At 47.1% G+C, this 25,121-nt stretch carries 22 protein-coding genes; 15 read left to right on the forward strand and 7 right to left on the reverse strand.

Going from position 1 to position 25,121, the window contains the following annotated elements:
* The first annotated feature begins 203 nt into the window (after window positions 1-203).
* The 3 genes from SYNPCCP_RS17720 to SYNPCCP_RS13195 all read left to right on the forward strand — a co-directional run bounded on the left by SYNPCCP_RS17720 (window position 204) and on the right by SYNPCCP_RS13195 (window position 2,400).
* Window positions 204-320, forward strand: a complete 117-nt coding sequence (locus tag SYNPCCP_RS17720; protein ID WP_230401100.1) for a hypothetical protein — start codon at window positions 204-206, stop codon at window positions 318-320.
* A gap of 64 nt (window positions 321-384) precedes the next feature.
* A complete protein-coding gene (locus SYNPCCP_RS13190) occupies window positions 385-1,719 on the forward strand; it encodes a cytochrome P450 (RefSeq protein ID WP_010873724.1) in 1,335 nt (444 codons plus the stop codon).
* Window positions 1,720-1,845: 126 nt separating this feature from the next.
* Window positions 1,846-2,400 (forward strand): DUF2854 domain-containing protein, encoded by a 555-nt coding sequence (locus SYNPCCP_RS13195; RefSeq protein ID WP_010873725.1) that lies wholly within the window; start codon window positions 1,846-1,848, stop codon window positions 2,398-2,400.
* Between the two features lie 16 nt (window positions 2,401-2,416).
* Here the strand turns inward: SYNPCCP_RS13195 and acs are convergent, their stop codons facing one another.
* Window positions 2,417-4,378 (reverse strand): acetate--CoA ligase, encoded by a 1,962-nt coding sequence (gene acs, locus SYNPCCP_RS13200; protein ID WP_010873726.1) that lies wholly within the window; start codon window positions 4,376-4,378, stop codon window positions 2,417-2,419.
* 245 nt (window positions 4,379-4,623) lie between these two features.
* Here acs and SYNPCCP_RS13205 point away from each other — a divergent pair, with 245 nt between their 5' ends.
* Window positions 4,624-4,977, forward strand: a complete 354-nt coding sequence (locus tag SYNPCCP_RS13205; protein ID WP_010873727.1) for a hypothetical protein — start codon at window positions 4,624-4,626, stop codon at window positions 4,975-4,977.
* 124 nt (window positions 4,978-5,101) lie between these two features.
* On the opposite strand, the gene SYNPCCP_RS13210 is transcribed toward SYNPCCP_RS13205, so the two are convergent.
* Entirely contained in the window at window positions 5,102-6,058 is a 957-nt protein-coding gene (locus SYNPCCP_RS13210; protein WP_010873728.1) for an acyl-CoA desaturase, read from the reverse strand.
* A 110-nt stretch (window positions 6,059-6,168) separates the two neighbouring features.
* Between SYNPCCP_RS13210 and SYNPCCP_RS13215 the strand changes: the two genes are divergently transcribed.
* The 3 genes from SYNPCCP_RS13215 (at window position 6,169) to SYNPCCP_RS13225 (ending at window position 8,234) form a co-directional block, all read left to right on the forward strand.
* Window positions 6,169-7,416 (forward strand): aminotransferase class I/II-fold pyridoxal phosphate-dependent enzyme, encoded by a 1,248-nt coding sequence (locus tag SYNPCCP_RS13215; protein ID WP_010873729.1) that lies wholly within the window; start codon window positions 6,169-6,171, stop codon window positions 7,414-7,416.
* 129 nt (window positions 7,417-7,545) lie between these two features.
* Window positions 7,546-7,878, forward strand: coding sequence for an MliC family protein (locus SYNPCCP_RS13220; protein ID WP_010873730.1), 333 nt, complete (start codon window positions 7,546-7,548; stop codon window positions 7,876-7,878).
* Between the two features lie 32 nt (window positions 7,879-7,910).
* Entirely contained in the window at window positions 7,911-8,234 is a 324-nt protein-coding gene (locus tag SYNPCCP_RS13225) for a hypothetical protein (protein WP_231848820.1), read from the forward strand.
* 6 nt (window positions 8,235-8,240) lie between these two features.
* Here SYNPCCP_RS13225 and SYNPCCP_RS13230 read toward each other — a convergent pair whose 3' ends face one another.
* Complete coding sequence (locus SYNPCCP_RS13230) at window positions 8,241-9,164, reverse strand: PstS family phosphate ABC transporter substrate-binding protein (protein ID WP_010873732.1); 924 nt, start codon at window positions 9,162-9,164, stop codon at window positions 8,241-8,243.
* A 112-nt stretch (window positions 9,165-9,276) separates the two neighbouring features.
* Window positions 9,277-10,470: a DUF4105 domain-containing protein gene (locus SYNPCCP_RS13235; RefSeq protein WP_010873733.1), complete on the reverse strand. Its 1,194-nt coding sequence runs from the start codon at window positions 10,468-10,470 to the stop codon at window positions 9,277-9,279.
* A gap of 192 nt (window positions 10,471-10,662) precedes the next feature.
* Here SYNPCCP_RS13235 and SYNPCCP_RS13240 point away from each other — a divergent pair, with 192 nt between their 5' ends.
* The 6 genes from SYNPCCP_RS13240 (at window position 10,663) to SYNPCCP_RS13270 (ending at window position 18,390) form a co-directional block, all read left to right on the forward strand.
* The gene (locus SYNPCCP_RS13240) at window positions 10,663-11,595 is read left to right on the forward strand and encodes a GDP-L-fucose synthase (RefSeq protein ID WP_010873734.1); all 933 of its coding nucleotides are present in this window, start codon (window positions 10,663-10,665) and stop codon (window positions 11,593-11,595) included.
* A gap of 25 nt (window positions 11,596-11,620) precedes the next feature.
* Window positions 11,621-13,534 carry a S9 family peptidase gene (locus SYNPCCP_RS13245; RefSeq protein WP_010873735.1) on the forward strand — a complete coding sequence of 638 codons (1,914 nt, stop codon included), beginning with the start codon at window positions 11,621-11,623 and terminating at the stop codon, window positions 13,532-13,534.
* 94 nt (window positions 13,535-13,628) lie between these two features.
* Complete coding sequence (rpmG, locus tag SYNPCCP_RS13250; RefSeq protein WP_010873736.1) at window positions 13,629-13,826, forward strand: 50S ribosomal protein L33; 198 nt, start codon at window positions 13,629-13,631, stop codon at window positions 13,824-13,826.
* A gap of 96 nt (window positions 13,827-13,922) precedes the next feature.
* Window positions 13,923-14,138: a 30S ribosomal protein S18 gene (gene rpsR / locus SYNPCCP_RS13255; RefSeq protein WP_010873737.1), complete on the forward strand. Its 216-nt coding sequence runs from the start codon at window positions 13,923-13,925 to the stop codon at window positions 14,136-14,138.
* Window positions 14,139-14,403: 265 nt separating this feature from the next.
* Window positions 14,404-15,606, forward strand: coding sequence for an alanine racemase (gene alr, locus SYNPCCP_RS13260; RefSeq protein ID WP_010873738.1), 1,203 nt, complete (start codon window positions 14,404-14,406; stop codon window positions 15,604-15,606).
* Window positions 15,607-15,840: 234 nt separating this feature from the next.
* Window positions 15,841-18,390 (forward strand): PAS domain S-box protein, encoded by a 2,550-nt coding sequence (locus tag SYNPCCP_RS13270; RefSeq protein ID WP_223211291.1) that lies wholly within the window; start codon window positions 15,841-15,843, stop codon window positions 18,388-18,390.
* Here SYNPCCP_RS13270 and SYNPCCP_RS13275 read toward each other — a convergent pair.
* From SYNPCCP_RS13275 to SYNPCCP_RS13285, 3 genes are all read right to left on the reverse strand, one after another.
* On the reverse strand, window positions 18,339-20,033 hold the full coding sequence (locus SYNPCCP_RS13275) for a SulP family inorganic anion transporter (protein ID WP_010873740.1): 1,695 nt from the start codon (window positions 20,031-20,033) through the stop codon (window positions 18,339-18,341). The two genes, SYNPCCP_RS13270 and SYNPCCP_RS13275, sit on opposite strands and share 52 nt — an antisense overlap.
* A gap of 284 nt (window positions 20,034-20,317) precedes the next feature.
* The gene (locus tag SYNPCCP_RS13280) at window positions 20,318-21,433 is read right to left on the reverse strand and encodes an ABC transporter permease (protein WP_010873741.1); all 1,116 of its coding nucleotides are present in this window, start codon (window positions 21,431-21,433) and stop codon (window positions 20,318-20,320) included.
* A gap of 13 nt (window positions 21,434-21,446) precedes the next feature.
* Window positions 21,447-21,902, reverse strand: a complete 456-nt coding sequence (locus SYNPCCP_RS13285) for a pre-16S rRNA-processing nuclease YqgF (RefSeq protein ID WP_010873742.1) — start codon at window positions 21,900-21,902, stop codon at window positions 21,447-21,449.
* Between the two features lie 228 nt (window positions 21,903-22,130).
* Here SYNPCCP_RS13285 and SYNPCCP_RS13290 point away from each other — a divergent pair, with 228 nt between their 5' ends.
* On the forward strand, window positions 22,131-22,427 hold the full coding sequence (locus tag SYNPCCP_RS13290) for a hypothetical protein (RefSeq protein ID WP_223211292.1): 297 nt from the start codon (window positions 22,131-22,133) through the stop codon (window positions 22,425-22,427).
* Window positions 22,428-22,479: 52 nt separating this feature from the next.
* Complete coding sequence (locus tag SYNPCCP_RS13295) at window positions 22,480-25,098, forward strand: replicative DNA helicase (RefSeq protein WP_010873744.1); 2,619 nt, start codon at window positions 22,480-22,482, stop codon at window positions 25,096-25,098.
* Window positions 25,099-25,121: the final 23 nt, after the last annotated feature.

A 25,121-nucleotide genomic window follows, 5' to 3' on the forward strand; every position in this document is an offset into this window, starting at 1 on the left:
GTTTTATTTGATGATTACCGGTAAGCTCAACAATCCGATAGGTTTCCATTGTCCTATACATTTCTGGGCAAACGAGTGGGCTTTCATCTGTATTCTTCCATGGCCCACAAAATTTTGAAGGCCACCACTGACAGGATTGGTGTTGGGGGGCATCAACCCATTCTTTTCGCCGGACTACGTTAACCATAATGTGTCGGAAGGGAATGAATCTCCGGGTTATTCAAAAAATTAGTGGTCACAAGAATTTGAATGTGTTGTCCCACTATCTGGCGGCTTCTGAACAGGAGAAGGAGCAAGCTTTATCAATGATCTTGTTTTAAAATTGATTGATATGATGATGGCTTCGTAAGTACTAATATCGAACAAATCAACCTATTTCTTTCCATGATAACTTCTCCTACAAATTTAAATTCTTTACCTATTCCCCCCGGTGACTTTGGTTTACCGTGGTTAGGAGAAACTCTCAATTTTCTTAATGATGGGGACTTCGGTAAAAAGCGGCAGCAGCAATTTGGCCCAATTTTTAAAACCCGTTTATTTGGCAAAAATGTCATTTTTATTTCTGGGGCATTAGCGAATAGATTTTTATTCACCAAGGAGCAGGAAACTTTTCAGGCAACTTGGCCCCTCAGCACCAGAATTTTGTTAGGACCTAATGCGTTAGCGACTCAAATGGGAGAAATACATCGCTCGCGCCGTAAAATTCTATACCAAGCTTTTTTACCCAGGACATTGGACAGTTATCTCCCAAAAATGGATGGCATTGTTCAGGGATATTTGGAGCAATGGGGTAAAGCCAATGAAGTGATTTGGTATCCCCAATTAAGACGAATGACTTTTGATGTGGCGGCAACGTTGTTCATGGGGGAAAAAGTAAGTCAAAATCCTCAATTATTTCCCTGGTTTGAAACTTATATTCAAGGGCTATTTAGTCTGCCAATTCCTTTACCTAATACCCTATTTGGTAAATCCCAACGAGCAAGGGCTTTGTTATTGGCTGAGCTTGAAAAAATTATTAAAGCTCGACAACAGCAACCCCCCAGTGAAGAAGATGCATTGGGCATATTATTGGCCGCCCGAGATGATAATAACCAACCGTTATCTTTGCCGGAGCTGAAGGATCAAATTTTATTGCTATTGTTTGCCGGACATGAAACTTTAACTTCCGCATTATCTTCTTTTTGTCTATTGTTGGGACAACATTCTGACATTCGAGAAAGGGTCAGACAGGAACAGAACAAATTGCAGTTAAGCCAAGAGCTGACGGCAGAAACTCTTAAAAAAATGCCCTATCTAGACCAAGTGTTACAAGAAGTATTGCGGTTAATTCCTCCTGTGGGCGGTGGTTTTCGAGAATTAATCCAAGATTGTCAATTTCAGGGTTTTCATTTTCCCAAAGGCTGGTTAGTTTCTTATCAAATTAGCCAAACCCACGCCGATCCTGATTTATATCCTGACCCAGAAAAGTTTGATCCAGAACGGTTTACTCCTGATGGTAGTGCAACTCATAATCCTCCCTTTGCCCATGTTCCCTTTGGCGGTGGCTTACGGGAATGTTTAGGTAAGGAATTTGCTCGGCTGGAAATGAAATTATTTGCCACCCGATTAATCCAACAATTTGATTGGACATTGTTACCGGGGCAAAATTTAGAGTTGGTTGTTACCCCTAGTCCCCGGCCCAAAGATAATTTGCGAGTAAAGCTACATTCACTCATGTAATTATTTGGTAGTGAAATTATTATTGGCGATCGCCAATCCCAGTGGCTAGGGACCTCAGTTTTGGTAGATACTATTGCCGTGGGACAATTTGCCCATTTTTTTTCCTTGGTAAGGATATTGACTTAAATGCTTCCTAAAATTTCTTTGGCCGCAGTGGGGTTAACGGTGGGGGGAATCCTCACCATTACAGGCTTTGTGGCCTACGCCCTCGACTATGCCACCCTCAATCTGGCTGGCTTTTTCTATGGCATTCCCTTAGTGTTAGGGGGCTTGGCCCTTAAGGCGGCGGAGTTGAAACCTATTCCATTTAGTCAACCGACCTCAGAAAAAATTATCGCCCTGCGAAACCAACTGGCCACCCCCACCCAAAATCAAATTCGCAAAGATGTGACCCGTTACCGTTACGGCCAGGAAGCCCATCTGGACGAATCCCTAGAGCGCCTAGGTTTGAGTCCCACGGATGAAGAAAGACCAGTACTCACTAGTCTTTTGGAACAGGATTGGGAGGGAAAATACGTGCTTACCCTAACCTTTACCTCCCCCTTCATCAGCCTGGAAACTTGGCAGGAAAAGCAGGAAAAAATTGCCAAATTCTTCGGCCCAGACCTGGAAGTTACCGTCGCTGAGCCGGAAGAAAAAGTGGTGACAGTGAATCTAATTTCCCAATTAGCCCTCCCGTAATTTGTCCAACACGCTATTAGCCCTCCCGTAATTTGTCCAGCACTGTCCGGTCCTCCAGGGTGGAAGTGTCCCCGGAAATTTCCTGCCCGGAGGCTAAACTCCGCAACAGACGACGCATAATTTTGCCGGAACGGGTTTTGGGTAACACATCGGTGAAACGGATTTCCGCTGGCCTGGCGATCGCCCCAATTTCTTCAGTGACGTGCTTGACCAAATCTTTTTTCAACTCTTCACTGGGTTCAGCGTTACCCTCCAGAGAAACAAAGGCGAAAATGGCTTCCCCAGTCAATTCATCGGGGCGACCCACCACCGCCGCTTCCGCTACGAGGGGATGGGAAACCAAAGCCGATTCAATTTCCATAGTGCCTAAACGGTGACCAGAGACATTAATCACATCATCCACCCGGCCCATGACCCAAAAATAACCGTCTTTATCCCGGCGGGCCCCGTCCCCAGCAAAGTAGAGATATTGTCCCTCCTTGGGTTGAATATGTTCCCAATAGGTATGGCGGAAGCGATCGGTGTCGCCGTACACATCCCGAATCATGCTGGGCCAAGGTTGTTTAATCACTAAAAAGCCCCCTTGGTCTGACTCGACGGGATTGCCATCTAAATCAACAATTTCCGCCACAATGCCGGGAAAAGGTTTGGTACAAGAACCGGGTTTGGTAGGGATAGCTCCAGGTAGGGGAGTGAGCATAATGCCGCCGGTTTCCGTTTGCCACCAGGTATCGACAATGGGGCATTTACCGCCGCCAATGACCCGGTGGTACCACATCCAAGCTTCGGGGTTAATGGGTTCCCCCACAGTGCCCAGTAAACGGAGAGAGGATAAATCCCTGGCGTTGGGTACGGCTTCCCCCATGCGAATAAAGGCTCGGATGGCGGTGGGGGCGGTGTAGAAAATATTCACCCCATACCTTTCAATTACGTCCCAAAAACAACCGGGGTTGGAGGGGCGGGGCACCCCTTCATACATTACCGTTGTTGCACCGTTGGACAGGGGGCCGTAAACAATGTAGCTGTGGCCCGTAATCCAACCCACATCAGCGGTACACCAATAAACGTCCGTATCTTTGAGGTCAAAGATCCATTTGGTGGTCATGTGGGTGTAAAGGTTGTAACCCCCGGTGGTGTGGACCACGCCTTTTGGTTTGCCAGTACTGCCAGAGGTGTAGAGAATAAACAGCATATCTTCACTGTCTATGGGTTCCGCTGGGCAATGGGCCGACTGTTGAGGTTGGAGTTCGTGCCACCAGTGGTCCCGTCCCGCCGTCATGGTCACATCGGCTTTAGTTCTTTGCACGACGATGACGTTTTCCACGCTGGGGGCACCGTGTTCCAGGGCCTTATCCACTTCCTGCTTCAGGGCGATCGCCTTATCTTTACGAAAACCACCGTCGGCAGTTATGACCAATTTGGCTTCAGCATCCACTAATCGATCCCGCAGGGCTTCCGCACTAAACCCACCAAACACAACACTATGGGGCGCACCGATACGGGAACAGGCCAACATGGTGATCGCCGCTTCGGGAATCATGGGCAGATAAATTGCTACCCGATCACCTTTTTGCACGCCTAAACTTTTCAGGGCATTGGCAAACTGACACACTTCCCGATGGAGTTGGGCATAGGTAATTATCCGGGAATCTCCCGGTTCCCCCTCCCAAATAATGGCCGCCTTATTGCGCCGCCAGGTGGTTAAGTGCCGATCCAAACAGTTATGGGAAATATTTAACTGACCCCCCACAAACCATTTCGCAAAGGGAGGTTGCCAATCCAAAACCTGGTCCCATTTTTTAAACCAATGTAATTCCTGCTCCGCCAGCTCACCCCAAAACTTCTCCGGATTGCTGGCCGCCCGGCTGTACAGTTGCTCATACTCCCGCCCACTACGCACGTAAGCCCGCTCACTAAATTCTGTAGGGGGATCAAACAGTCGCTCTTCCTGCAGGATGGATTCAATGGTATCTGACATGGTTCTCCGTCAAAGTCTTTAATGGCTTGGGCCCAACGTTGATGATTGTCGCAAAAATTTTTCCCCTTTCCCCAGATTTGTAACCTTTTGTATTTCTTTGCCTCTGCTGTTTACCCTGGGGGCGATCTAGGATAGAAGAAGGAAACTAGTATTGGTCCGGGTTAATTGGACAGTGGGGAAAAGATCAAGAAAACATCGGACCCTTTACACGCAGCCCATAGCCCATTCACTCGGAGGATAAATCTATGAAACGGAACTATCTACTGACGGCGATCGCCACCCTTGGGATTTTGGCCAGTCTAGCCCCCAACGCCAACGCCCAATTTCGTAACTACAATCGCTACAACAACTACAATAACCCTGGCGATCGTATTGGCACTCCTGGTTTTAGCCAACCGATCTTTATGCCTAATCGCAGCGATACCTATCCTAATAGTTACTACAGAGGCCACAACCGTAATTACCGGGGCAAGGACGAATTAACCATCATCAATGGCGGTAGTAATTGCATCAACTGTAGGGTGGACGGTTGGGAGCGTCGGGATAGGGATAATAATTGGCACCATCAACGTTATCGCCAGGAGTATTTTTATTACTAATATTGCCCTAGTTAATAGCAACAAAAATCCCCGCTGAACTTAATGAAGTCAACAGGGAAACGGTTGCTTATGGGGAAACCTTAGTGATGATCAGAAAATGTCTGAATCATGTTCAAATCATTTCCTAGGCTTTGTTGGCCATCGCAGTTTCCGGAGGAAGTTTAATATCCTTGGCTAACCCCAGCAAAGATAGGAATTTAATGGTCATCCAAGTTAAATCCACTTCCCACCATTGCAAACCATGGCGAGCAGAGTACTGATAGGCGTGGTGATTATTGTGCCAACCTTCACCGAAAGTTAACAATGCTACCCACCAACAATTGCGGGAATAATCATTGGATTCATGGCTAACGTAGCCGAACTTATGGGTGGCACTGTTGACAAACCAAGTGAAGTGGAAAACAAACACTAGGCGGACAAAAATGCCCCAAATAACGAAGGGCCAGCCCCCTAAGGCAAATAAAATCAAGCCTAGGGCGACCTGGATAAGAATTAGATTATTCTGGCAAAATTGATAAAATTTATCGTCTTGGATATCCTTGGTGTAGCGGGGAATATCAGCTTTAGCAGGAATTTCAAACATCATCCAGCCGATGTGACTCCACCAAAAACCCTTATTAGAATCGTGGGGATCCGGGGTGGTGTCAGAAAATTTGTGGTGCATACGGTGTAAGCCGACCCACTCAAATACGCCCCCCTGACAGGCTAGGGTGCCACAGATTACGAAAATATACTCTAACCATTTAGGAACATTGAAACTGCGGTGGGAAATACAACGGTGAAAACCTAAAGTAATGCCAATGCCGCCGGTAATTACATAGAGCAAGAAAGCCATCCCCACTGCTTTCCAACTGAAAAACTGGGGCAGGAAAGCCAACAGGGCCACCAAATGAATGGAGGTAAAAAAGAAGATCACAGTCCAAGCTGGAGTCAACTTGGGCTTGGAATCGTTGGGAAGAGCAGCAGTCATGAAAAAAAACCTAACGAAAAAACGGAATAATTGGCGCTTGTTAAAAACGATTAAACTATTGTCAAAAAGTTTGCTTAAATATAGGTATTCAATGTTTAATGGGTTTAACATCGCCGGGATTTACCAACCATCCAAGAAAATCGAATCGGTGATGATCTCGAAGATTGAAAGATAGTTTAAGGGGAATTCCCAAATAACATCAAAAGTTAAATAATGTCTTAATGAAATATTCCAGCTTCCTTAAACAAGCAGAAGAAAACCTAGTCCCAATCTTTTCGGAAATCGACGCAAAGGTCAAGGAAAATCTGTACAAAGTCATAGAGGCATTTCGGCACCATCGGGTAGGGGTACAGCACTTCGCCGGGGTGAGTGGTTATGGCCATGATGACCTAGGCAGAGATACTCTGGACGGGGTTTTTGCTCAGGTGATGGGGGCAGAGTCGGCCGCTGTACGGGTACAGTTTGTGTCCGGAACCCATGCGATCGCCTGTGCGTTGTACGGCATTTTGCGACCGGGGGATGAACTACTGTCGGCGGTGGGCTCTCCCTACGACACCCTCGAAGAAGTGATTGGTCTTAGGGGAAGTTGTCAAGGCTCCCTCGCTGACTTTAACATTTCTTATCGTCAATTGCCCCTCACGGCGGCCGGCACGGTGGATTGGCAAGGGCTAGAAACTGCAGTGCGTCCGGAAACTCGCTTAGTTTTAATCCAACGTTCCTGTGGTTACAGTTGGCGCCCCAGTTTGGCGATCGCCGACATTGCCAGAATTATCGAAATTGTTAAAGCCCAAAATCCTCGCACCCTTTGTTTTGTGGACAATTGCTACGGGGAATTCATTGAGACAGTGGAACCGACGGCGATCGGAGTGGATCTGATGGCTGGGTCTTTGATTAAAAATCCTGGGGGCACCATTGTTACGGCAGGGGGTTACCTAGCCGGGAAAGAGGAATGGGTGGAAGCGGGGGCCTATAGATTGACTGCCCCAGGCATTGGCCGGGAAGGGGGAGCCACTTTTGACCAAAATCGTCTGTTATTCCAAGGCCTCTTCCTTGCCCCCCAAATGGTGGGGGAAGCGATGAAATGTAACCATCTGCTGGCCCATGTGTTTGACCAATTGGGTTACCCGGTTAATCCTGCGCCCCTATCTCCCCGCCGGGATGTGATCCAAGCCATTCAGTTGGGCAGTCCAGAAAAATTATTGGCTTTTTGCCGGGCTCTACAAGGAGCTTCCCCCATTAGTTCCTATCTTCAACCCGTACCCGCCGCTATGCCTGGTTACGCCAGTGAAGTGGTGATGGCTGGGGGCACATTTATTGACGGCAGTACTTCCGAGTTGTCCGCCGACGGACCATTGCGGGAACCCTACACCGTTTTTTGCCAAGGAGGCACCCACTGGACCCATATGGCGATCGCCTTGGAGGAAATTTTGGCCGCCTTTGAGGAGTTGGAGGACGGGAAAAAAGCCTAGATCGTCAACATATCAGCCGTTTAGGGAAGTGGTCTGTGGCAGGGCTAGGAAGACCATCGCCGGTCATAGAATCAGGGTAGCTGGTCAAAACAGCCACAGTATTTGGAGGCGTGATTGACACGATTAGTTATGAAAAATTCCTATTCCGCTCTCTGGGGTCGCCCAGCTAAAGTTGTCCTAGTGGCCCTAATTCTTGGTGGCTTGGGTTTAGCGATACCTAGCTATGCCCAGGAGACCCAAACTTACTACTGCTCCCCAACCGAAACATTGACAATTAAAATGGTGGAAGGATCTGCCATTCAGGTTACCCTGCCGGATGGTCGCACAGTGGTTTTACCCCAAGCGGAATCGGCCTCTGGGAATAAATACAGCAATGGTTTCATCACCGTTTGGTCCAAGGGCAACACTGCCTTGGTGGAAGAGGGCGGCAACGTTAAATGGCAGGATTGCGTCAAAATTTGATCATGTTCATCCCTTCAGAGGACATTAACGCCATGGTTACTACTTCCACCGATCAAACCCGGCGATCGCCTACTTTTTTGTTGGTAACTTTACTGAGTTTGTTAACTGCGGCGTTGGTGTTCTTTCCCGTGCTGGCCCAGGCGGGAGAAGAGGAAAATCCCAATAATCCCATGGGTTACGAAGATGCGGACCGGAAGGATTACGAAAATATGAATCAGGAAAATTATCAGGATTTAACTGACGAAAAATCCGTCGATGATAATAGCTTAGATTACGAACAAGACGATCAGTATGAGAATGACAACCAGTATGAATATGAAAATCAAGATGATGTAAAGTACCGCAATATGAACTAATTAGACCTATTCAAAGGCATTGGTGATCGCCTGTTGACCCTGGGGGCTAGTGGCAAAACCCAAAAATGCTTCCACCTGGGGTGAGGGAGGCGTTTTGTAAAAATAAAATAATTGTCGTCGCAGGGGGTAATTTTCCTGGTTGGGGCTAAGGCTGTCAATGGGCACAATCCTGGCAGTTTGCTGGTTCTCTACCTGTCCATAGGTGGCGTAGCTGATGCCATTGCTACCCAAAGCCCGAATGATCGGGGTGGTGGCATCCCTGGGCATAGTTTGGAAATTTGCGCCCTGGCCAAACGCTTGTCCTTGCAACACTTGGGCGGCAAAGGTTTGTTGGGTGCCACTTTCAGAAGGTCGATTGATTACTTGAATAGTGTTGTTTGGCCCCCCAACCTCAGACCAGTTACTAATTTTTCCCGTAAAAATATCCCGCAACTGAGCCGAAGTTAACCCTCCAGCAAAGGGATTTTGCCTGCCCACCATAACGGCGATCGTGTCACTGGCCACCGGCACCGCCGCAAGGCCTTGGGCCTGTTCCTGGGAAGTGAGGGGACGGGAACTAGCAGATAGATCAACTTTGCCCAAAATTAGGTTCACAACGCCCTTGTCGGTGCCCTGGGCATCGGTTTGCACCACTGTGCCGGGGAAAGTTTGCTGAAATTGAGCCTTCAGGGCCTCATTGATGTTGACCATACTAGTAGAGCCATCAATGGTAACTTTTGTCCCCGCTGGAACTTGGGTTGGCGCCACAAACGCATCGGAAGCTTGCAATTCTGGGGGAGGAGGTAACTGCCCTGGTTCGTTAACCATCTCTCCTGGGTTTTCACCACCTGTTTGGAAGCGTTGCCATAGCCACCAACCGCCCCCTGCCACCACCACTCCGGTAATGGCTAAAGCTCCGATTAAGATAACCGCTTCATTTTTTTGCCCCATGGGTCATTGCTCCCAACTCTGTGCCATCGAAGTGGACAGATCATAGCCCATTTAGCTTTCGTTAACCTGTACTTAACCTCCCATCAATTTTGTCTAGTTCCCTCGATGAATTTTAAAGAAAACCCCAAGATTGAAGTAGCTCAAGAACAGCCGGCTCCTCCTCGTAATGACCAATAGCATTCACCTCATCAGGCGCAATTAATCCCCTTGTCCGCAGGGCTTCCGCCGACTTGTCTGGATGGATAGTTCCATTTGTCCAAGGGGGCCACAAACAATCTGGCTGAAACTGATGGCCCTTGGCATACTCAAGCAACCTAAACTGCCCATTCGTGCAATTCCGCTCCGTGAGCAAATAGTGCTTATTTAGGCGACTCTCTGACGAAATACGAAGAAATTTGTCTATATATCTATTGATTTCGTTATGGTTCAACTGAAGAGGATACTGATTAATATTTGCATTTTTCAACCGCGCATACGTGTCCCATAGGCGAAATTCCCTTGTGTGGATCGCGAAAACAAGTAAACGGGAGCCGTCAAGCACACTTAAAAGAAGTTTCGGGTTGTAATTAATTCGTCCTATTTCCTGGCCAGAGCCCACGCCGTGAATAGAAAAAAACAACTCATCAACAATCTTGTAAGGCACTGCTTCATATGGCCATTGGTGATGGAGTAAAACCTGGTGACCGGGTTTAAGCCTCATGCGAACCTGGGAGTGAATGCCTAAACGACCTAATACTGGTACATCCGCCTCAACAACTTGAAAAATCATGTCTGCAATTGAATCGCGAGAAAAGACCGCAATGGCAAAACCATCTAAGTCCCGCACATTGGCAATAACAACCTGATTTTCAGTTGGTTTTAATCCCAAAAAATTCAGCTCCCCTGGCGTTATTCCTATAACGGGCCTGAAGTGCTCAACATTCACACACTGTCCAGCGTCGGCCGGATTTGCTCCGGGAGGAGTGGCCGTTGACCAAAAAAGCCTACCATCTTCATTCTGCCAACGGCGAACACGGTCCGGATCTGGACGAATAAACACTCGCGAAGGAAATTCATAAGGGTCATCGGTCTGGCGGCAACTGTCATCCTCGTTGAAAGTCATTCCATGGGACATTAAAACCTCCCGATTGATCGCCTTACATTCTGGTTCTGCACCAGTAGCTTCCGACCCCATGAACACAACAGCAAGCGCACTAACTAGAAGTTTAATTACCGTCGATTTGGCTAACTTACCCTTCGAGAAAATTGTACTTGGACTATAAACACATAAGTTCTGATTTCGAAGGAAAAAATTGAGTTCCATCATTCATTTCTCTCCATTATCTGGATGCAAGCCAGAAAAAAGAAAAGACACGAGGAAATATTAAAGAGTGAAATATAAAAGACAATAATACTTATTATAATTAAAATGGCATGGTCACAGATGTGAAATAGTCCAACGCTCTCTCTTGTATGATGATAGGGCAAGAAAAGTTTCAGTATTTTTAAGGATAAACGGATGAAAATTTTGGTCACCGGCGGCACGGGCTTTTTAGGCACAACCCTCTGCAATCAACTAGAGGCCCAGGGTCATGAGCTAACCAAAATCAATTCCCGTAACTGTGACCTGACCCAACCGGATTCCCTACATCAGTTTACCAAGGGCAGTTTTGACCAAATTTATCACCTGGCTGCTTGGACCCAAGCGGGGGATTTTTGTTTGTCCCATCCGGGGGAACAGTGGCTGATCAACCAAAAATTAAACACTAACGTTCTAGATTGGTGGCATAGTCAACAACCCCAGGCGAAGTTGATTTTTATGGGCACTAGTTGCGCCTATGATCCTAATTTGCCCTTGGAGGAGGAATATTACCTCACTGGTTTACCCATTGATAGTTTGTTCACCTACGCCATGACCAAAAGGATGCTTTATGCGGGGGCGTTGGCATTGCAAAAACAGTATGGGCTCAAATATCTCTGCTTAGTACCTTCTACCCTATACGGCCCCGGATACCATACCGATGGGCGGCAGATGCATTTTATTTTTGACCTGATTCGCAAAATTATTCGGGGTAAGCTCTACGGCGAAACGGTTACTCTCTGGGGGGACGGTTATCAGCGGCGGGAATTGGTCTTTGTAGAGGATTTTGCCCGCATTGCCCTGGAACTGGCGGCCATGGTGGATAACGATTTAGTCAATATTGGCGCGGGGGAAGAATTTACCATTCGTCGCTTTGCGGAATTAATTTGCCAGGAAGTGGACTACGACTTTAACCTGATTGAATTCGATACCAGCCGTTACGTGGGGGCCAAATCAAAATGCTTGGGGGTGAAAAAACTCCATGGCCTAATGCCGGATTTACAACTGACCAGTTTGGATCAGGGTTTGGCCAAAACCATTAAGTGGTTCTGGAGCGAACAGGAAAAGTTGGTGCCTGCTTCTGTATCCTGAAAGGGTAACTAGTTTCCCCTCTCCTGTGATTTCCATGACCACTAAACAGATTGCCCCCTATGGTTCCTGGCGATCGCCAATTACGGCCGATGCGTTGTTGGCGGGGAGTATTGGTTTGGGGGCAGTGCAAAACAGCGGTGAAGATGTCTTTTGGCTAGAAGCGAGGCCGGCAGAAAAAGGGCGTAATGTTCTAGTTCACCGGCAACCCGATGGCACTGTGCGGGATGTCACTCCGGCCCCTTTCAATGTCCGCACCAGGGTACACGAATATGGTGGCGGAGCCTTTTTGGTCACGGCGGATGGGGTTTATTTCAGTAATTTCAGCGATCAACAGGTTTACGTCCAAGGCGTTGGGCAAGAACCGCAACGATTGACCAACAGACCAGACTGTCGTTTTGCTGATTTTGTTTTGGATCAACCCAGACAAAGATTAATTGCCGTTGGTGAACGTCATCACTCAGAAGCAAAGGAGCCGGAAAATTTTCTCGCCGCCATTAGTCTAGAAAATGGAGAGGTCACGACGATCGCCACGGTCCATGATTTTTATTCTTCCCCACGCCTCAGTCCTGACGGGCAGAAATTGGCTTGGATTACCTGGGACCATCCCCATATGCCCTGGGATGCGACCCAACTATGGTTGGCCGACATTGACCAAGCAGGGAACCTCAGTAATCTTAAAATCATTGCTGGCCAGGCAGGTAATGAATCCATCCATGAACCCCAATGGTCCCCCGACGGCAGTTTATATTTTGTTGGCGATCGGACTGATTGGTGGAACCTATACCGCTATCACAAAGGGGAAGTGGATAACGTTTTTCCCCTCGATGCAGAATTTGCCTATCCCCATTGGGTATTTGGTTTACGGAGCTATACCTTTGTCGATACCGACACGATTCTTTGTACTTTCACCCAGGATGGCGCTTGGCAGTTGGGCAAACTGAAACCCTCCCGTAAACAGTTAAGCATTTTGGGACTGCCCTACAGCAATTACTCTTCTTTATGTAGTGACGGCAAAACTCTCTGGTTCATTGGCAGTGGTCCCACCACATCATCCGCCGTGGTTGCCCTAGCAGTGGAGGCCCAAGAAACAGAAATTCTCAAAGTGGCTAGTGATTTTACCCTTGACCCAGCCTACCTTGCCCAGCCCCAAGCCATCAGTTTTTCCGGTGATGATGGTCAAACCGCCCACGCCTGGTACTATCCCCCCACCAACGGTGATTTCCGAGGCCCCTCCGATGCCCTGCCTCCCCTGTTGGTCAAAAGCCATGGTGGTCCTACGGCGGCGGCCGGTAATTCTCTGAGTTTAAAAATTCAGTATTGGACTAGTCGAGGCTTTGCCTATGTGGATGTCAATTACGGTGGCAGTACGGGTTATGGCCGGGATTATCGTCAACGGCTAAATGGTCAGTGGGGCATTGTTGATGTGGCGGATTGCGTCAATGCGGCCCGTTACCTGGCAGACCAAGGTTTGGTGGATGGGGAGCAACTGGCCATTTCCGGTGGTAGTGCGGGGGGCTACACTACCCTGGCAGCCCTGACTTTCCACAACGTTTTTAAAGCCGGGGCTAGTTATTACGGTGTGAGCGATTTGACTGCCCTGGCCACCGATACCCACAAATTTGAGGCCCGTTACCTCGACGGCCTAATTGGCCCCTATCCAGAAAGAAAGGATTTATACGAACGGCGATCGCCAGTGAACCATGCAGACCAGCTTACTTGCCCGGTGATTTTCTTCCAGGGCTTGGAGGACAAAGTTGTGCCCCCTAACCAAACGGAAATGATGGTGCAAGCCCTCAAAGCCAAAGGCATTAAGGTGGAATATGTGGCCTTTCCCGAAGAACAACATGGCTTCCGCATGGCCGCCAACATTAAAAAAGCCCTGGAGTCAGAACTTGCTTTCTACGGCGAAGTGTTCGGCTTTACCCCTGCCAAAAATTGACGGCCAATGACCAGGGGCAGATTTTGTCCCAAGACTAATTTGTGCAATAATCAGAGTTTGCGTATAAATTACCGTATTCCTTCCCGCAACAGTTATGGCTAAAAAAGGTAAGGGGGCACGCCTCGTCATCACCCTAGAATGCACCGAGTGCCGCAGTAACCCCGACAAGCGTTCCAATGGCGTTAATCGTTACACCACGATGAAAAATCGTCGTAACACCACCGCCCGGTTGGAACTGAAAAAATTCTGCACCCACTGCAACAAACACACTATCCACAAGGAAACCAAATAATTTCCCTGGTCTGTGAACATTTTCCTTAGTTCGGTATCCGCTTTGTAACCGAGATGCCCAAACTAGCACCCTATCAAGTCATCTTCGCTAATCTCCATGAACTACTACCGTAAACGCCTTTCTCCCCTGCCCCCCAATCAGCCGATTGACTATAAAGACACGGAATTATTGCGTAAATTCATCACTGAACGGGGTAAAATTCTCCCCCGACGCATCACTGGTTTGACTGCTAAACAACAACGGGACTTGACCACCGCAGTGAAACGCTCCCGTTTGGTGGCTCTCTTACCTTTCGTCAACAAAGAAATTTAGTTTTTCCGTCTTTGGGCTAAGAATAGTCTGAGAATAAGAATAAGTAGATATTCTTTATGCGTCTTTCTACCTCAGGGTAGCAAATACGGGGAAATGCAGTGGCTTTTGTGGTTGCTGCATTTTTCTTTACTCGTGAAATTCATCGGTCAGAGAAATTTTGGTCGGAGTAAGCCAATTTCTATCCTAGGGAACTGGAACTTTTCCAACTTTGCCCTTATCTTAGGCGTATCCCCTTGGGGAATTTGGGTGCAGAGGAGTAAACTTTATGGTCTTGAGTCGAGACGTTAAATCTTCCCCGGAGCAAGCCTCTAGGGTTTCGTCAACGTTATCCGGCTACCGTTTAGCTGAATTGATTCGTCAGCGGGCTTGGGTGGAAATTGACCAAGCGGCGTTGGTGCATAACGTCCGGCAGTTCCGCCAGTATGTGGGGCCAAAAACTAATTTGATGGCGGTGGTCAAAGCCGATGCCTATGGCCATGGAGCAGTCCGGGTAGCCCAAACTGCTTTACAGGCCGGGGCTGATTGGTTGGCGATCGCCACTTTGGGGGAGGGCATCGAACTGAGGGAAGCGGGCATCACCGCCCCGATTTTGCTTTTGGGAGGTATTAATAGCCCAGAGGAAATTGAAGCCATTGCCCATTGGCGACTACAGCCCACCCTCTGCTCCCCGGAACAGGCCCAATTGTTCAACGATATTTTGCTTAAGTTGGGTAAGGTTTTACCCGTACATCTCAAGCTGGATACGGGCATGACTAGGTTGGGTACTCCCTGGCCCCAGGCGGCGAACTTTGTTGGTTTGGTGCAATCTTTGCCCCAGCTACGGCTAGCTAGTTTATATTCCCATCTGGCCACAGCGGACGACCCCAACACCGCCACCATGCTCCAGCAACAGGAAAGATTTGCCAAGGCGATCGCCAGTTTGCGTCAAGCCCGATTACCCATACCCAAATTACATTTAGCTAATTCTGCGGCCACCCTCCACGGCCAGGCTTGGCACTACGACATGGTCCGGGTAGGTTTAGGTTTGTATGGCCTTTATCCTGCTCCCCACCTAGGCGATTGCCTGGACCTAAAACCCGTATTAACAGTGCGGGCCAAAATCACCCAGATCAGAACCATTCCCCCCGGCACCGGCGTTAGTTACGGTCACCAATTCGTTAGTGAAGAAACCATGCCCATGGCAGTAGTGGGCATTGGCTATGCGGACGGTGTCCCCCGTAATCTTTCCAATCAATTGGAAGTGCTTTTGCGGGGCCAACCAGTGCGACAAATCGGGGCCATCACCATGGATCAAATGATGGTGGATTTACGGGGCATTGATGATCCCCAAGTGGGGGAAGTGGTTACCCTGATTGGCCAAGACGGCGATCGCCAAATCACCGCAGACCATTGGGCCTCTACTTTGGGCACCATATCCTGGGAAATTCTCTGTGGCTTCAAACACCGTCTACCCCGTATTCTTATCTAATCAGCCATGGTGAATCCCTTGCAACCATAATTGCTGACCGGAAAAACTGCCCAGTTGCCAAGCCCCCAGAATTTCGCTCGAAGGTCAACTAAATGGGGCCGATTCGCTCTGTAAATTAATTCTTTACCCACAGGCGATCGCCCGAAAAACAAATTACCATAGTGGTGGATGACTGCCATTAACTTTTCAGTCGTTTTGTTTTATTTATTGACATACAAATTTTCCTAACCGGCATTGGCTGATTTTTTGCCCAAAAAACATATTCCTTTGTATTGGGTACTAATTCTCCCCTTAGTGCTGCAAGTTTTGCTGGTTATGGCAGTTTTGGTCTTTTCCGCGCTATCGTTAGATTTTTTCGGTCAACTTAATAATAATGTCTATCTTTTTCTAGTTCTGGGCATTATCATTTTTTTAATTCCCGCCCTGACTAGTCTCTACATTGCTCGTTTAGTCATTGAACCCCTACGAAAACTAGTTACTACCAGTCAAAATTTAGCCCAAGGCACTTCCCACGGCACCATAACACAACCAGTGGCCATTGCCGAAATTCAGCAGCTTGCCAAAGCCATCAATGGTATGGCCCTCCGGTTACAACAATCCCTGGCACAAACCAAGGAAGAACTCCAAGGCTCCAAAGAACTATATCGGCAAGTAGTACAAAGTCAGACAGATTTTATTTTACGCTCCCAACCAGATACCACCATCACCTTTGCCAACGATGCCCTTTGTCAAGCCCTAGGGCTTGCTTTACCCGAGGTAATCGGCTTGCAATGGCTAGACTTCATTGTTGAAGAAGACTTGAAAATAGTGCTGGACAAAATAGCCTGCTTAACCCCAGAACAGCCACAATTTATCAATGAAAATCAGGATAAAAGGGCAGGAGGAGTATTAGGTTACACCCAATGGGTTAGTCGGGGAATTTTCAATGACAAGGGTCAATTAATTGAAATTCAGTCCGTTGGTCGGGATATTTCAGCCCTGAAAGAAACCCAACTGGAATTAAGACAAAGTCAAAAATTTATTGAAAGCATTGCCGAAGCAACCCCCAGCCTTCTATACATATATGACCATATTAAGCAAGCCAATATCTATAGTAATCGTTCTGTTGCTGAATTTTTAGGTTATTCTCCAGAAGAAATTAAAACAATGGGGGCCAGCTTGTTTACAAATATTTGCCATCCAGAAGACTTGCCACGAATTTTAGCCGCCATTGAAAATTGTCAAAAATTAAGGGACGGTGAAATACTTGAAATTGAGTATCGTGTCCGAGATGCTAGACAACAATGGCGCTGGCTCCTAAGCCGAGACTTAGTTTTTACCCGCACAGAAACAGGACAACTTTGGCAAACCTTAGGCACAGCTCAGGATATTACCCAACGGAAAGAAGCGGAAATAGAGTTGGAAAAAATTAAAACTTTTCTTGCTTCCATTGTGGAAAATATTCCTGACATGATCTTTGTTAAAGATGCAAAAACTCTGAGATTTTTAGAATTAAATAAAGCTGGTGAAAGTTTAATCGGTTATACGAAAGAAGAAGTGTTAGGAAAAAATGATTATGAGCTATTTCCTCAGGAGCGGGCTGAATGGTTTATCCAAGAGGATAGGCAAGTTTTACTATCTGGAGAAGTTCAAGATATCCCCATGGAAGTTATCCAAACCTGCCACGAAGGGATACGTATTTTACACACTAAAAAAATCCCTATTTGTGACGCATCCGGTCAAGCGCAATATTTATTGGGTATTTCCGCTGATATTACTGATCTGTTGGAATCCCAACAACGTTTGCAGGAATTAGCTCGCCATATTCCGGGGGTAATCTATCAGTTTCGCATGCGTCCCGATGGTACTTTTCACTTTCCCTATGCCAGTGAGGGGATTCGGAAAATTTATGGAGTTAGCCCTGAGGAGGTAAAAGAAGATGCCACCCCAGTTTTTAACGTGTTGCACCCTGATGAATTGCCAGGAGTTTCCCGATCCATTTATGAGTCTGCAGCAAACCTAACTCCCTGGTATTACGAGTATCGAGTTTGTTTTGCTGATGGACGAGTGATCTGGGTATTAGGCTACGCCACGCCCCGGAGGGAAAGCGATGGAGGAACCATTTGGCATGGCTATATTAAAGACATTACTGATCGCAAAGAAGAAGAATATTTATTAATTAAAGCCAAAGAAAGGGCAGAAACAGCGGAGCAAACCTTACAAAAAGCTCAAATTCGGCTAGAAAGGTTTAATAAAAAACTAAGTCAATTAATAGATATTGATGGGTTGACGAAGATTGCTAACCGTCGTTGCTTTAATGTCCGCATTAAACAAGAGTGGCGGAGATTATCTAGGGCTCAAGTGCCCATATCCTTAATCATGTTTGATATAGATTGCTTCAAAAATTACAATGACCGCTATGGCCATCCGGAGGGGGATCTGTGCTTAATTAGGGTGGCCCAAGCAGCTAGAAAAGCTGCCAGTCGGCCAGCGGACTTAGTGGCCCGTTTTGGGGGGGAAGAATTTGCGGTGCTTTTGCCCGAAACCGACACCAAGGGGGCAATTATGGTTGCCGAGAAAATCATTCAAGCCATCAGCCAATTGGCGATCGCCCATGAAGCTTCCCCCATTAGTGGGCAAATCACAATCAGTTTGGGCATCGGCACCCAGTTTCCCTCCAAGGAACTCATCTCCAGGACCCTTATCAAACAAGCGGATATGGCCCTGTATGAAGCAAAACGCCGGGGCAGAAATCAGTATGTGGTCTGGACGGAAGAACTGGAAGGGGAGTCCTCACTTTCATGAGGTCCCAAAGCTAGGACAGCGTCCTTGAGAGCTTCAGAACGGTCGTCATAGCAATTACTTTCAGGAACAAAGCGGAACACTTGCAATTTTTCCAAGCGTCGCTTGGTTTGCCCTGTTGCCCCCACAATGTAAACGGCCCGACCTTTTTCCGCCGCTTCTTCAATGGCATTTTCCAGGGCCAGGGAAGCGGTTACTCCCAAATGGGGCACATCGCTCAGATCAAAAACAATGGCGGCACATTCTTGAATGGCATTATGTTCCCTGGCGATCGCCTTGGCCACCCCAAAAATCATTGGGCCACTGAGTTGGAAAAGCAAGACCCGGCCATTGCCCTCATCTAGCCAACGTTTCTCATTGGCGGAAAGGAGAATTTCGTCGTCGGCATCGCTAATACTTTTCACAGCTTTGGACTGCAACGCACTCATACGGTCAATGGTGAGAATATTGGCAATAAATACACCAATACCTACTGCCGCAATTAAATCCACCAACACCGTCAGGACAATGACGGCATACATAATCAAGGCCCCTTTGATGGAGACATGGTGAGCCCGCTTGAGGAACCCCCAATCAATAATGTCCACCCCAACTTTGAACGCAATACCAGCCAATACGGCTAGGGGAATGGTAGCCGCCAATTTAGCTGCGCCTAAAATTACCACCAGCAACACCATCGCCCGGATCAAGCCAGACAGAGCTGTGCGTCCCCCGGACTGGATATTTACCACCGTCCCCATGGTGGCCCCAGCTCCCCCCAAGCCACCAAATAAACCGGACATTACATTGCCGATGCCCTGGCCGACTAATTCCTTGTTGGAGTTATGTTCTGTGCGGGTCAAGCTATCAGCCACCACCGAAGTCAGGAGGGCATCAATACAGCCCAGCATTCCCAGAACAGCCGCATCAATCAGCATTCTCTGTAATTGATCAGCCTGAAACACTGGTAGCTGTAGAGCGGGCAAACCGGCCTGAATTTCCCCAATGCGACGGATATCCAGATCGCCAAATAGGGTGATGGAAATAATTGTCCCCAACACTAAAGCCACCAATTGGGGCGGAGCAAACTTTTTCCAACGGGAAGGCATAAACCAAATAATGCCCACCGTCATGAGCGCCAATAGGGTTTCCACCGGCCTGACATTGCTTACTAGGTTAGGGAGGGCCTGGAGGGTGCCGATTACCCCTCCCTTGGGACTAGCTTGGCCAAGAAAGGGAGCCAGTTGCAAAATCACCAAAATAATCCCAATGCCGGACATAAAGCCGGAAATGACTGTGTAGGGCATCATGGTGACATATTTGCCCAATTTGAGCAGACCAAAGGCAATCTGGAACAACCCCGCCATCATTACCACAGTGAAGGCCATGGCCAAGCCATTGTCGGGATCTGCCGCCACTAAACTAGCAATAACCGCCGTTTGCACCACCGTCATGGGCCCAGTCGGTTCGGAAATTAAGGTGGGGGTGCCGCCAAATAAGGCCGCGAAAAACCCTACGATCACCGCCCCCCAGAGTCCGGCCGTAGCCCCTGCTCCGGAAGCAATCCCGAAGGCTAAGGCCATGGGCAGGGCAATAACCGCCGCTGTAACCCCGCCAAAAAGGTCCCCCTGCAGGTTCCTAAAATGAATTTTGTTAGTTATTTGCATTATTCAATATCCCCAAAAATGGGTTAGTCATAGTCTTTAGTCTATTTAAAATAGATTTCCATAGAGAATATTCTAGGGCTGGTTTTTACTTCAGGCAATGATACAGATAGATAAAATCTATACCAAATGTCAAAAGAGGACTCCCGTTAGAGCCTGAGCGGTGAGATCAATTTTGGCCAATGATTAAACTAAATCTTTTTAGGGATAGGGATTGATCGGTGCTCTGCTGTCGAGCTTGGCAACCATAAATCTTCCCCAGCCCCCATTGAGCAAATTTTTCTCTATTATTCCCCTAAACTGCGGGGATCTAGGGCATCTCGCAGGCCGTCTCCCAATAGATTAAAGGCCAAGACAGTCAAAATAATTAGTACTGCGGGGGGCCAGACCAACCAAGGTTGCAACACCAAGATAGAAGCATTGGTGGCAATGGAAAGTAAATTTCCCCAACTAGGATCCGGTTGTTGAATGCCCAGGCCGATCAAGCTCAACACTGATTCGGCCACAATAAATCCGGGCACTGCCAACGTGGCGGAAATAATAATGTAACTGGCGGTTTGGGGCAAAATGTGGCGCACAATAATCCTTGGTGCCCCGGCCCCCATGGCTTTGGCGGCTTGGACGTATTCCTGTTGTTTGAGGGAAAGCACTTGACCTCGAATTACCCTAGCTAACCCAGACCAACTAATGAAAGAAGTAATTACCACAATGAGCAAAAACCTTTGGGCACTGCTCAGACCAGGAGGTAACACCGCCGCTAGGGCCACCAACAGGTAAATGCCAGGGATGGTCATCAGCACTTCTACTAGACGCATTAAAACCACGTCTAACCAACCACCGAAGTATCCAGCAATGCCTCCCACCACCATGCCCAGGGGAAAGGAAATGGTAATCCCAATCAAGCCAATGAATAAACTAATGCGGCCACCAAATAATAAACGGCTAAATTGATCCCTTCCTTGTTCGTCTGTCCCCAATAAGTTGAGCTTACCCGGCCCTAAGGTACCAATTAAATGGCGATCGCCTGGGATACCCGGAAAAATTTCCACTGGGGCAAAACTGGGGGGTAAGGGTAATTTAATTTGTCCCCAGACGTAACTATCCCCTTGGACCCAAAGGCGGACTGGGGAAGGTTGGCTGAAATCTATCTCTAAAGGTCTTAATCCCGTTTCTAAATCGGTGGGTAACTGGCGGGTGGGGTAAACGGTGGGCCCGATCCATTTCCCCCCCGGCGATCGCCAATGGATTTGGGTGGGAGGCAGTAGGGAACCATCCACTTGGGCGTTGTAGGGATTATAGGGGGCAAAAATATCCGCTCCAATGACAGCGACGTAAAACAACAATAGTAGTATGGCACCCCAACGAGCCAGGCTATTGCGCCGCAGTTTTTTCCACCAATCCATAAAAATTTGTCCCCTAGCAACGGCCGCTATCCAAATCCAGATAACGCTCAATCAACAAAATAGCAACAATATCATCCACCGGGCGGGGGGGAGTCCTCAAACCCAAGGGCACCAAACGCCCTAATCCCTGAGGAGGATACATTTGCCAATATCTTTGCCTGGCTTCCACAGTACTGTTTTTTTCGTTCACCAATGCCAGGGCCATGGCTGGGAGTAAGTAACTTTGCAATTGTTTTTGCCATTGTTTAGCGGTGGTTTGATTCCCCATTACTACTTGCTCCACTTGATACTGCTCACACAGGGCCGGCAGTCGCTGGGGCACTTCCTGGGCCGCAATGGTTTCATGGTACAAAATTTGGCGATCGCCAGTCATCACCGCCACCCCGCATTTATCCCGACCAGGATCAAATCCTAAATAATTCATACAACTTGGTAATTTATTTAATTTTCCAGTGGGCCAACGTCCCATGGTAATGGTTAGGCTGTCATCCAAAAACTTGGTCTTTAACCTAGTCCGAGAAAATCTTTGGAAAAGCGTCGTACCATTGAAAAATCTATCGGAATTCCTTTGCAAAGGAGAATTTTCACAAAACTTCTTGACCGGGGTTGAAAGTGAATTTTTCCCTGGGCAGTCAGTCTAGGGTGTGATAGAGAGAAAAGGCGGTTGAGTATATCATGGGCATATAAGACGTTTTTGTTGGTTGCCACTGCCTTGCATAGCGAAGTTATTTGTTTTCCTCAACTACCCCTCGCTGTTTACCGGGAAATCGCGGCCCATGTGCAACAGCTTGCCGGTGTGACCGCGACCCTTCTGACTCCCACTTTTACCCAGTTTGACTATTTCAACAGTCAGGTGGGGGGCCTGGAGCTGACCCTACAGGATGATTTTTCCCCCGGCGATCGCCAAATTATTGAGGAAATTCTCGCCTTCTATGCCAAAAGATACGGCACTCCCGAGCGACGGCCCGCCATGGTTTCTTCCTACACCGCTTAGAATATCTGCTCCACTGGTCGAGAACTAGACTGTCCCCAATCATTCCAACTTGATGGCTGCTAACCCTGCCCTGCCCCCCCAAAACATTGAAGCTGAAGAGTGCATCCTGGGGGGGATTCTCCTCGATCCAGAGGCCATGGGGCGCATCATTGACCTCCTGGTAGTAGACGCTTTTTACGTCAAGGCCCATCGTTTGATCTATGAGGCCATGCTTAGTCTCCATGGCCAAAGTCAGCCCACGGATTTGATGTCTGTCAGCAGTTGGCTCCAAGATCACCATCATTTCGAGGCGATCGGGGGCATGGTGAAATTAACTCAATTATTAGATCGCACCATTTCAGCGGTGAACATTGACCGTTTTGCCGCCCTAATCATGGATAAATATTTGCGTCGCCAATTAATTGCAGCGGGGCATGACATCGTTGATTTGGGTTACGAAACTAGCAAAGAATTAGAAACAATTTTCGATGAATCGGAACAAAAAATATTTCGCCTCACCCAATCTCGTCCCCAAGCAGGGCTAGTACCGTTATCAGAAACCTTAGTTAATACTTTCATTGAATTAGATAAATTACACGAAAAACTTTCCAGTCCAGGGGTAGAAACCCAATTCTATGATCTTGATGCAATGACAGGGGGATTACAGCGGGCAGATTTAATTATTTTGGCCGGCAGGCCGTCGATGGGAAAAACGGCATTCGGTTTAGGAATTGCCGCTAACATCGCTAAAAACCAGAATTTGCCTGTGGCTATTTTTAGCTTAGAAATGTCCAAGGAACAGTTGGCATTAAGACTAGTGGCTAGTGAATCCTTAATTGATAGTAACCGTTTACGGACAGGGCACTTTAGCCAAGCAGAATTTGAACCTTTAACGGCGGCCATGGGCACCCTTTCCAGTTTACCTATCTACATTGACGATACGGCAAGTATTTCCGTAACCCAAATGCGTTCCCAGGTGCGTCGCCTCCAAAGTGAACAAAAAGGTCCATTGGGTATGGTTCTAATTGATTATTTGCAACTGATGGAAGGAGGCAGTGATAATCGGGTACAGGAATTATCAAAAATTACCCGTTCTCTCAAAGGTTTAGCCAGGGAAATTAACGCGCCAGTAATTGCTTTATCTCAGTTAAGTCGAGCGGTGGAATCTAGAACTAACAAACGGCCAATGATGTCAGATTTAAGAGAGAGTGGCTGCATCAGTGGAGATAGTTTGATCAGCTTGGCGAGCACAGGAAAAAGAGTTTCTATTAAAGATTTGTTAGATGAAAAAGATTTTGAAATATGGGCAATTAATGAACAGACGATGAAGCTAGAATCAGCTAAAGTTAGTCGTGTATTTTGTACTGGCAAAAAGCTAGTTTATATTTTAAAAACTCGACTAGGTAGAACTATCAAGGCAACAGCAAATCATAGATTTTTAACTATTGATGGTTGGAAAAGATTAGATGAGCTATCTTTAAAAGAGCATATTGCTCTACCCCGTAAACTAGAAAGCTCCTCTTTACAATTAATGAGTGATGAGGAACTAGGATTACTAGGGCATCTAATTGGTGATGGCTGTACTTTACCTCGCCATGCTATTCAATATACAAGCAATAAAATAGAATTAGCTGAAAAGGTAGTCGAATTAGCAAAAGCAGTTTTTGGCGACCAAATTAATCCTCGTATCAGCCAAGAAAGGCAATGGTACCAAGTTTATATCCCTGCTAGTTATCGGCTAACCCATAACAAAAAAAATCCGATTACAAAATGGCTAGAGAATTTAGACGTATTCGGACTGCGTTCCTACGAAAAATTTGTTCCTAATCAAGTTTTTGAACAACCACAGAGGGCGATCGCCATTTTTCTAAGACATTTATGGAGTACAGATGGTTGCGTCAAATTAATAGTAGAAAAATCATCTAGACCGGTAGCTTATTACGCAACTAGTAGCGAGAAGTTAGCAAAGGATGTACAGTCGTTACTCTTGAAATTAGGCATTAACGCACGTCTATCAAAAATAAGTCAGAATGGCAAAGGCAGGGATAACTATCATGTAACCATTACAGGGCAAGCTGATTTACAAATCTTTGTTGATCAAATTGGCGCTGTTGACAAAGACAAACAGGCAAGTGTTGAGGAAATTAAAACCCATATCGCTCAACATCAAGCAAACACTAACAGGGATGTCATTCCAAAACAAATTTGGAAGACCTATGTGTTGCCACAAATTCAAATAAAAGGGATAACTACTCGCGACTTGCAAATGAGACTTGGTAATGCCTACTGTGGGACAGCTCTTTATAAACATAATTTGAGTAGGGAAAGAGCAGCAAAAATAGCCACTATTACCCAATCACCAGAAATAGAAAAGTTGTCTCAGAGTGATATTTACTGGGACTCCATCGTTTCTATTACGGAGACTGGAGTCGAAGAGGTTTTTGATTTGACTGTGCCAGGACCACATAACTTTGTCGCCAATGACATCATTGTCCATAACAGTATCGAACAAGACGCAGATTTAATTATGATGATTTATCGAGATGAATATTATAATCCCGACACGCCGGACCCAGGGGTAGCAGAATTGCTAATTGTTAAACATAGAAATGGACCCACTGGCGTAGTTAAATTGTTATTTAAACCGGAATTTACCCAATTTTTAAATTTGCAACGAAGTAATGATTACTAGATTGAGTAAAGAAAGTTTTACCC

The sequence above is a fragment of the Synechocystis sp. PCC 6803 substr. PCC-P genome (genome assembly GCF_000284455.1).
Classification (GTDB): Bacteria; Cyanobacteriota; Cyanobacteriia; order Cyanobacteriales; family Microcystaceae; genus Synechocystis.

Coding starts and splice junctions, on each gene's coding strand:
- SYNPCCP_RS13285 (WP_010873742.1), bottom strand. CDS start 21,902: ATGGGACGTTGGCCCACTGGAAAATTAAATAAATTACCAAGTTGTATG.
- SYNPCCP_RS13215 (WP_010873729.1), top strand. CDS start 6,169: ATGAAATATTCCAGCTTCCTTAAACAAGCAGAAGAAAACCTAGTCCCA.
- SYNPCCP_RS13275 (WP_010873740.1), bottom strand. CDS start 20,033: ATGCAAATAACTAACAAAATTCATTTTAGGAACCTGCAGGGGGACCTT.
- SYNPCCP_RS13210 (WP_010873728.1), bottom strand. CDS start 6,058: ATGTTAAACCCATTAAACATTGAATACCTATATTTAAGCAAACTTTTT.
- rpsR (WP_010873737.1), top strand. CDS start 13,923: ATGAACTACTACCGTAAACGCCTTTCTCCCCTGCCCCCCAATCAGCCG.
- SYNPCCP_RS13190 (WP_010873724.1), top strand. CDS start 385: ATGATAACTTCTCCTACAAATTTAAATTCTTTACCTATTCCCCCCGGT.
- SYNPCCP_RS13235 (WP_010873733.1), bottom strand. CDS start 10,470: ATGATGGAACTCAATTTTTTCCTTCGAAATCAGAACTTATGTGTTTAT.
- acs (WP_010873726.1), bottom strand. CDS start 4,378: ATGTCAGATACCATTGAATCCATCCTGCAGGAAGAGCGACTGTTTGAT.
- SYNPCCP_RS13205 (WP_010873727.1), top strand. CDS start 4,624: ATGAAACGGAACTATCTACTGACGGCGATCGCCACCCTTGGGATTTTG.
- SYNPCCP_RS13225 (WP_231848820.1), top strand. CDS start 7,911: ATGGTTACTACTTCCACCGATCAAACCCGGCGATCGCCTACTTTTTTG.
- SYNPCCP_RS13240 (WP_010873734.1), top strand. CDS start 10,663: ATGAAAATTTTGGTCACCGGCGGCACGGGCTTTTTAGGCACAACCCTC.
- SYNPCCP_RS13195 (WP_010873725.1), top strand. CDS start 1,846: ATGCTTCCTAAAATTTCTTTGGCCGCAGTGGGGTTAACGGTGGGGGGA.
- rpmG (WP_010873736.1), top strand. CDS start 13,629: ATGGCTAAAAAAGGTAAGGGGGCACGCCTCGTCATCACCCTAGAATGC.
- SYNPCCP_RS17720 (WP_230401100.1), top strand. CDS start 204: ATGAATCTCCGGGTTATTCAAAAAATTAGTGGTCACAAGAATTTGAAT.
- SYNPCCP_RS13230 (WP_010873732.1), bottom strand. CDS start 9,164: ATGGGGCAAAAAAATGAAGCGGTTATCTTAATCGGAGCTTTAGCCATT.
- SYNPCCP_RS13295 (WP_010873744.1), top strand. CDS start 22,480: ATGGCTGCTAACCCTGCCCTGCCCCCCCAAAACATTGAAGCTGAAGAG.
- SYNPCCP_RS13220 (WP_010873730.1), top strand. CDS start 7,546: ATGAAAAATTCCTATTCCGCTCTCTGGGGTCGCCCAGCTAAAGTTGTC.
- SYNPCCP_RS13280 (WP_010873741.1), bottom strand. CDS start 21,433: ATGGATTGGTGGAAAAAACTGCGGCGCAATAGCCTGGCTCGTTGGGGT.
- alr (WP_010873738.1), top strand. CDS start 14,404: ATGGTCTTGAGTCGAGACGTTAAATCTTCCCCGGAGCAAGCCTCTAGG.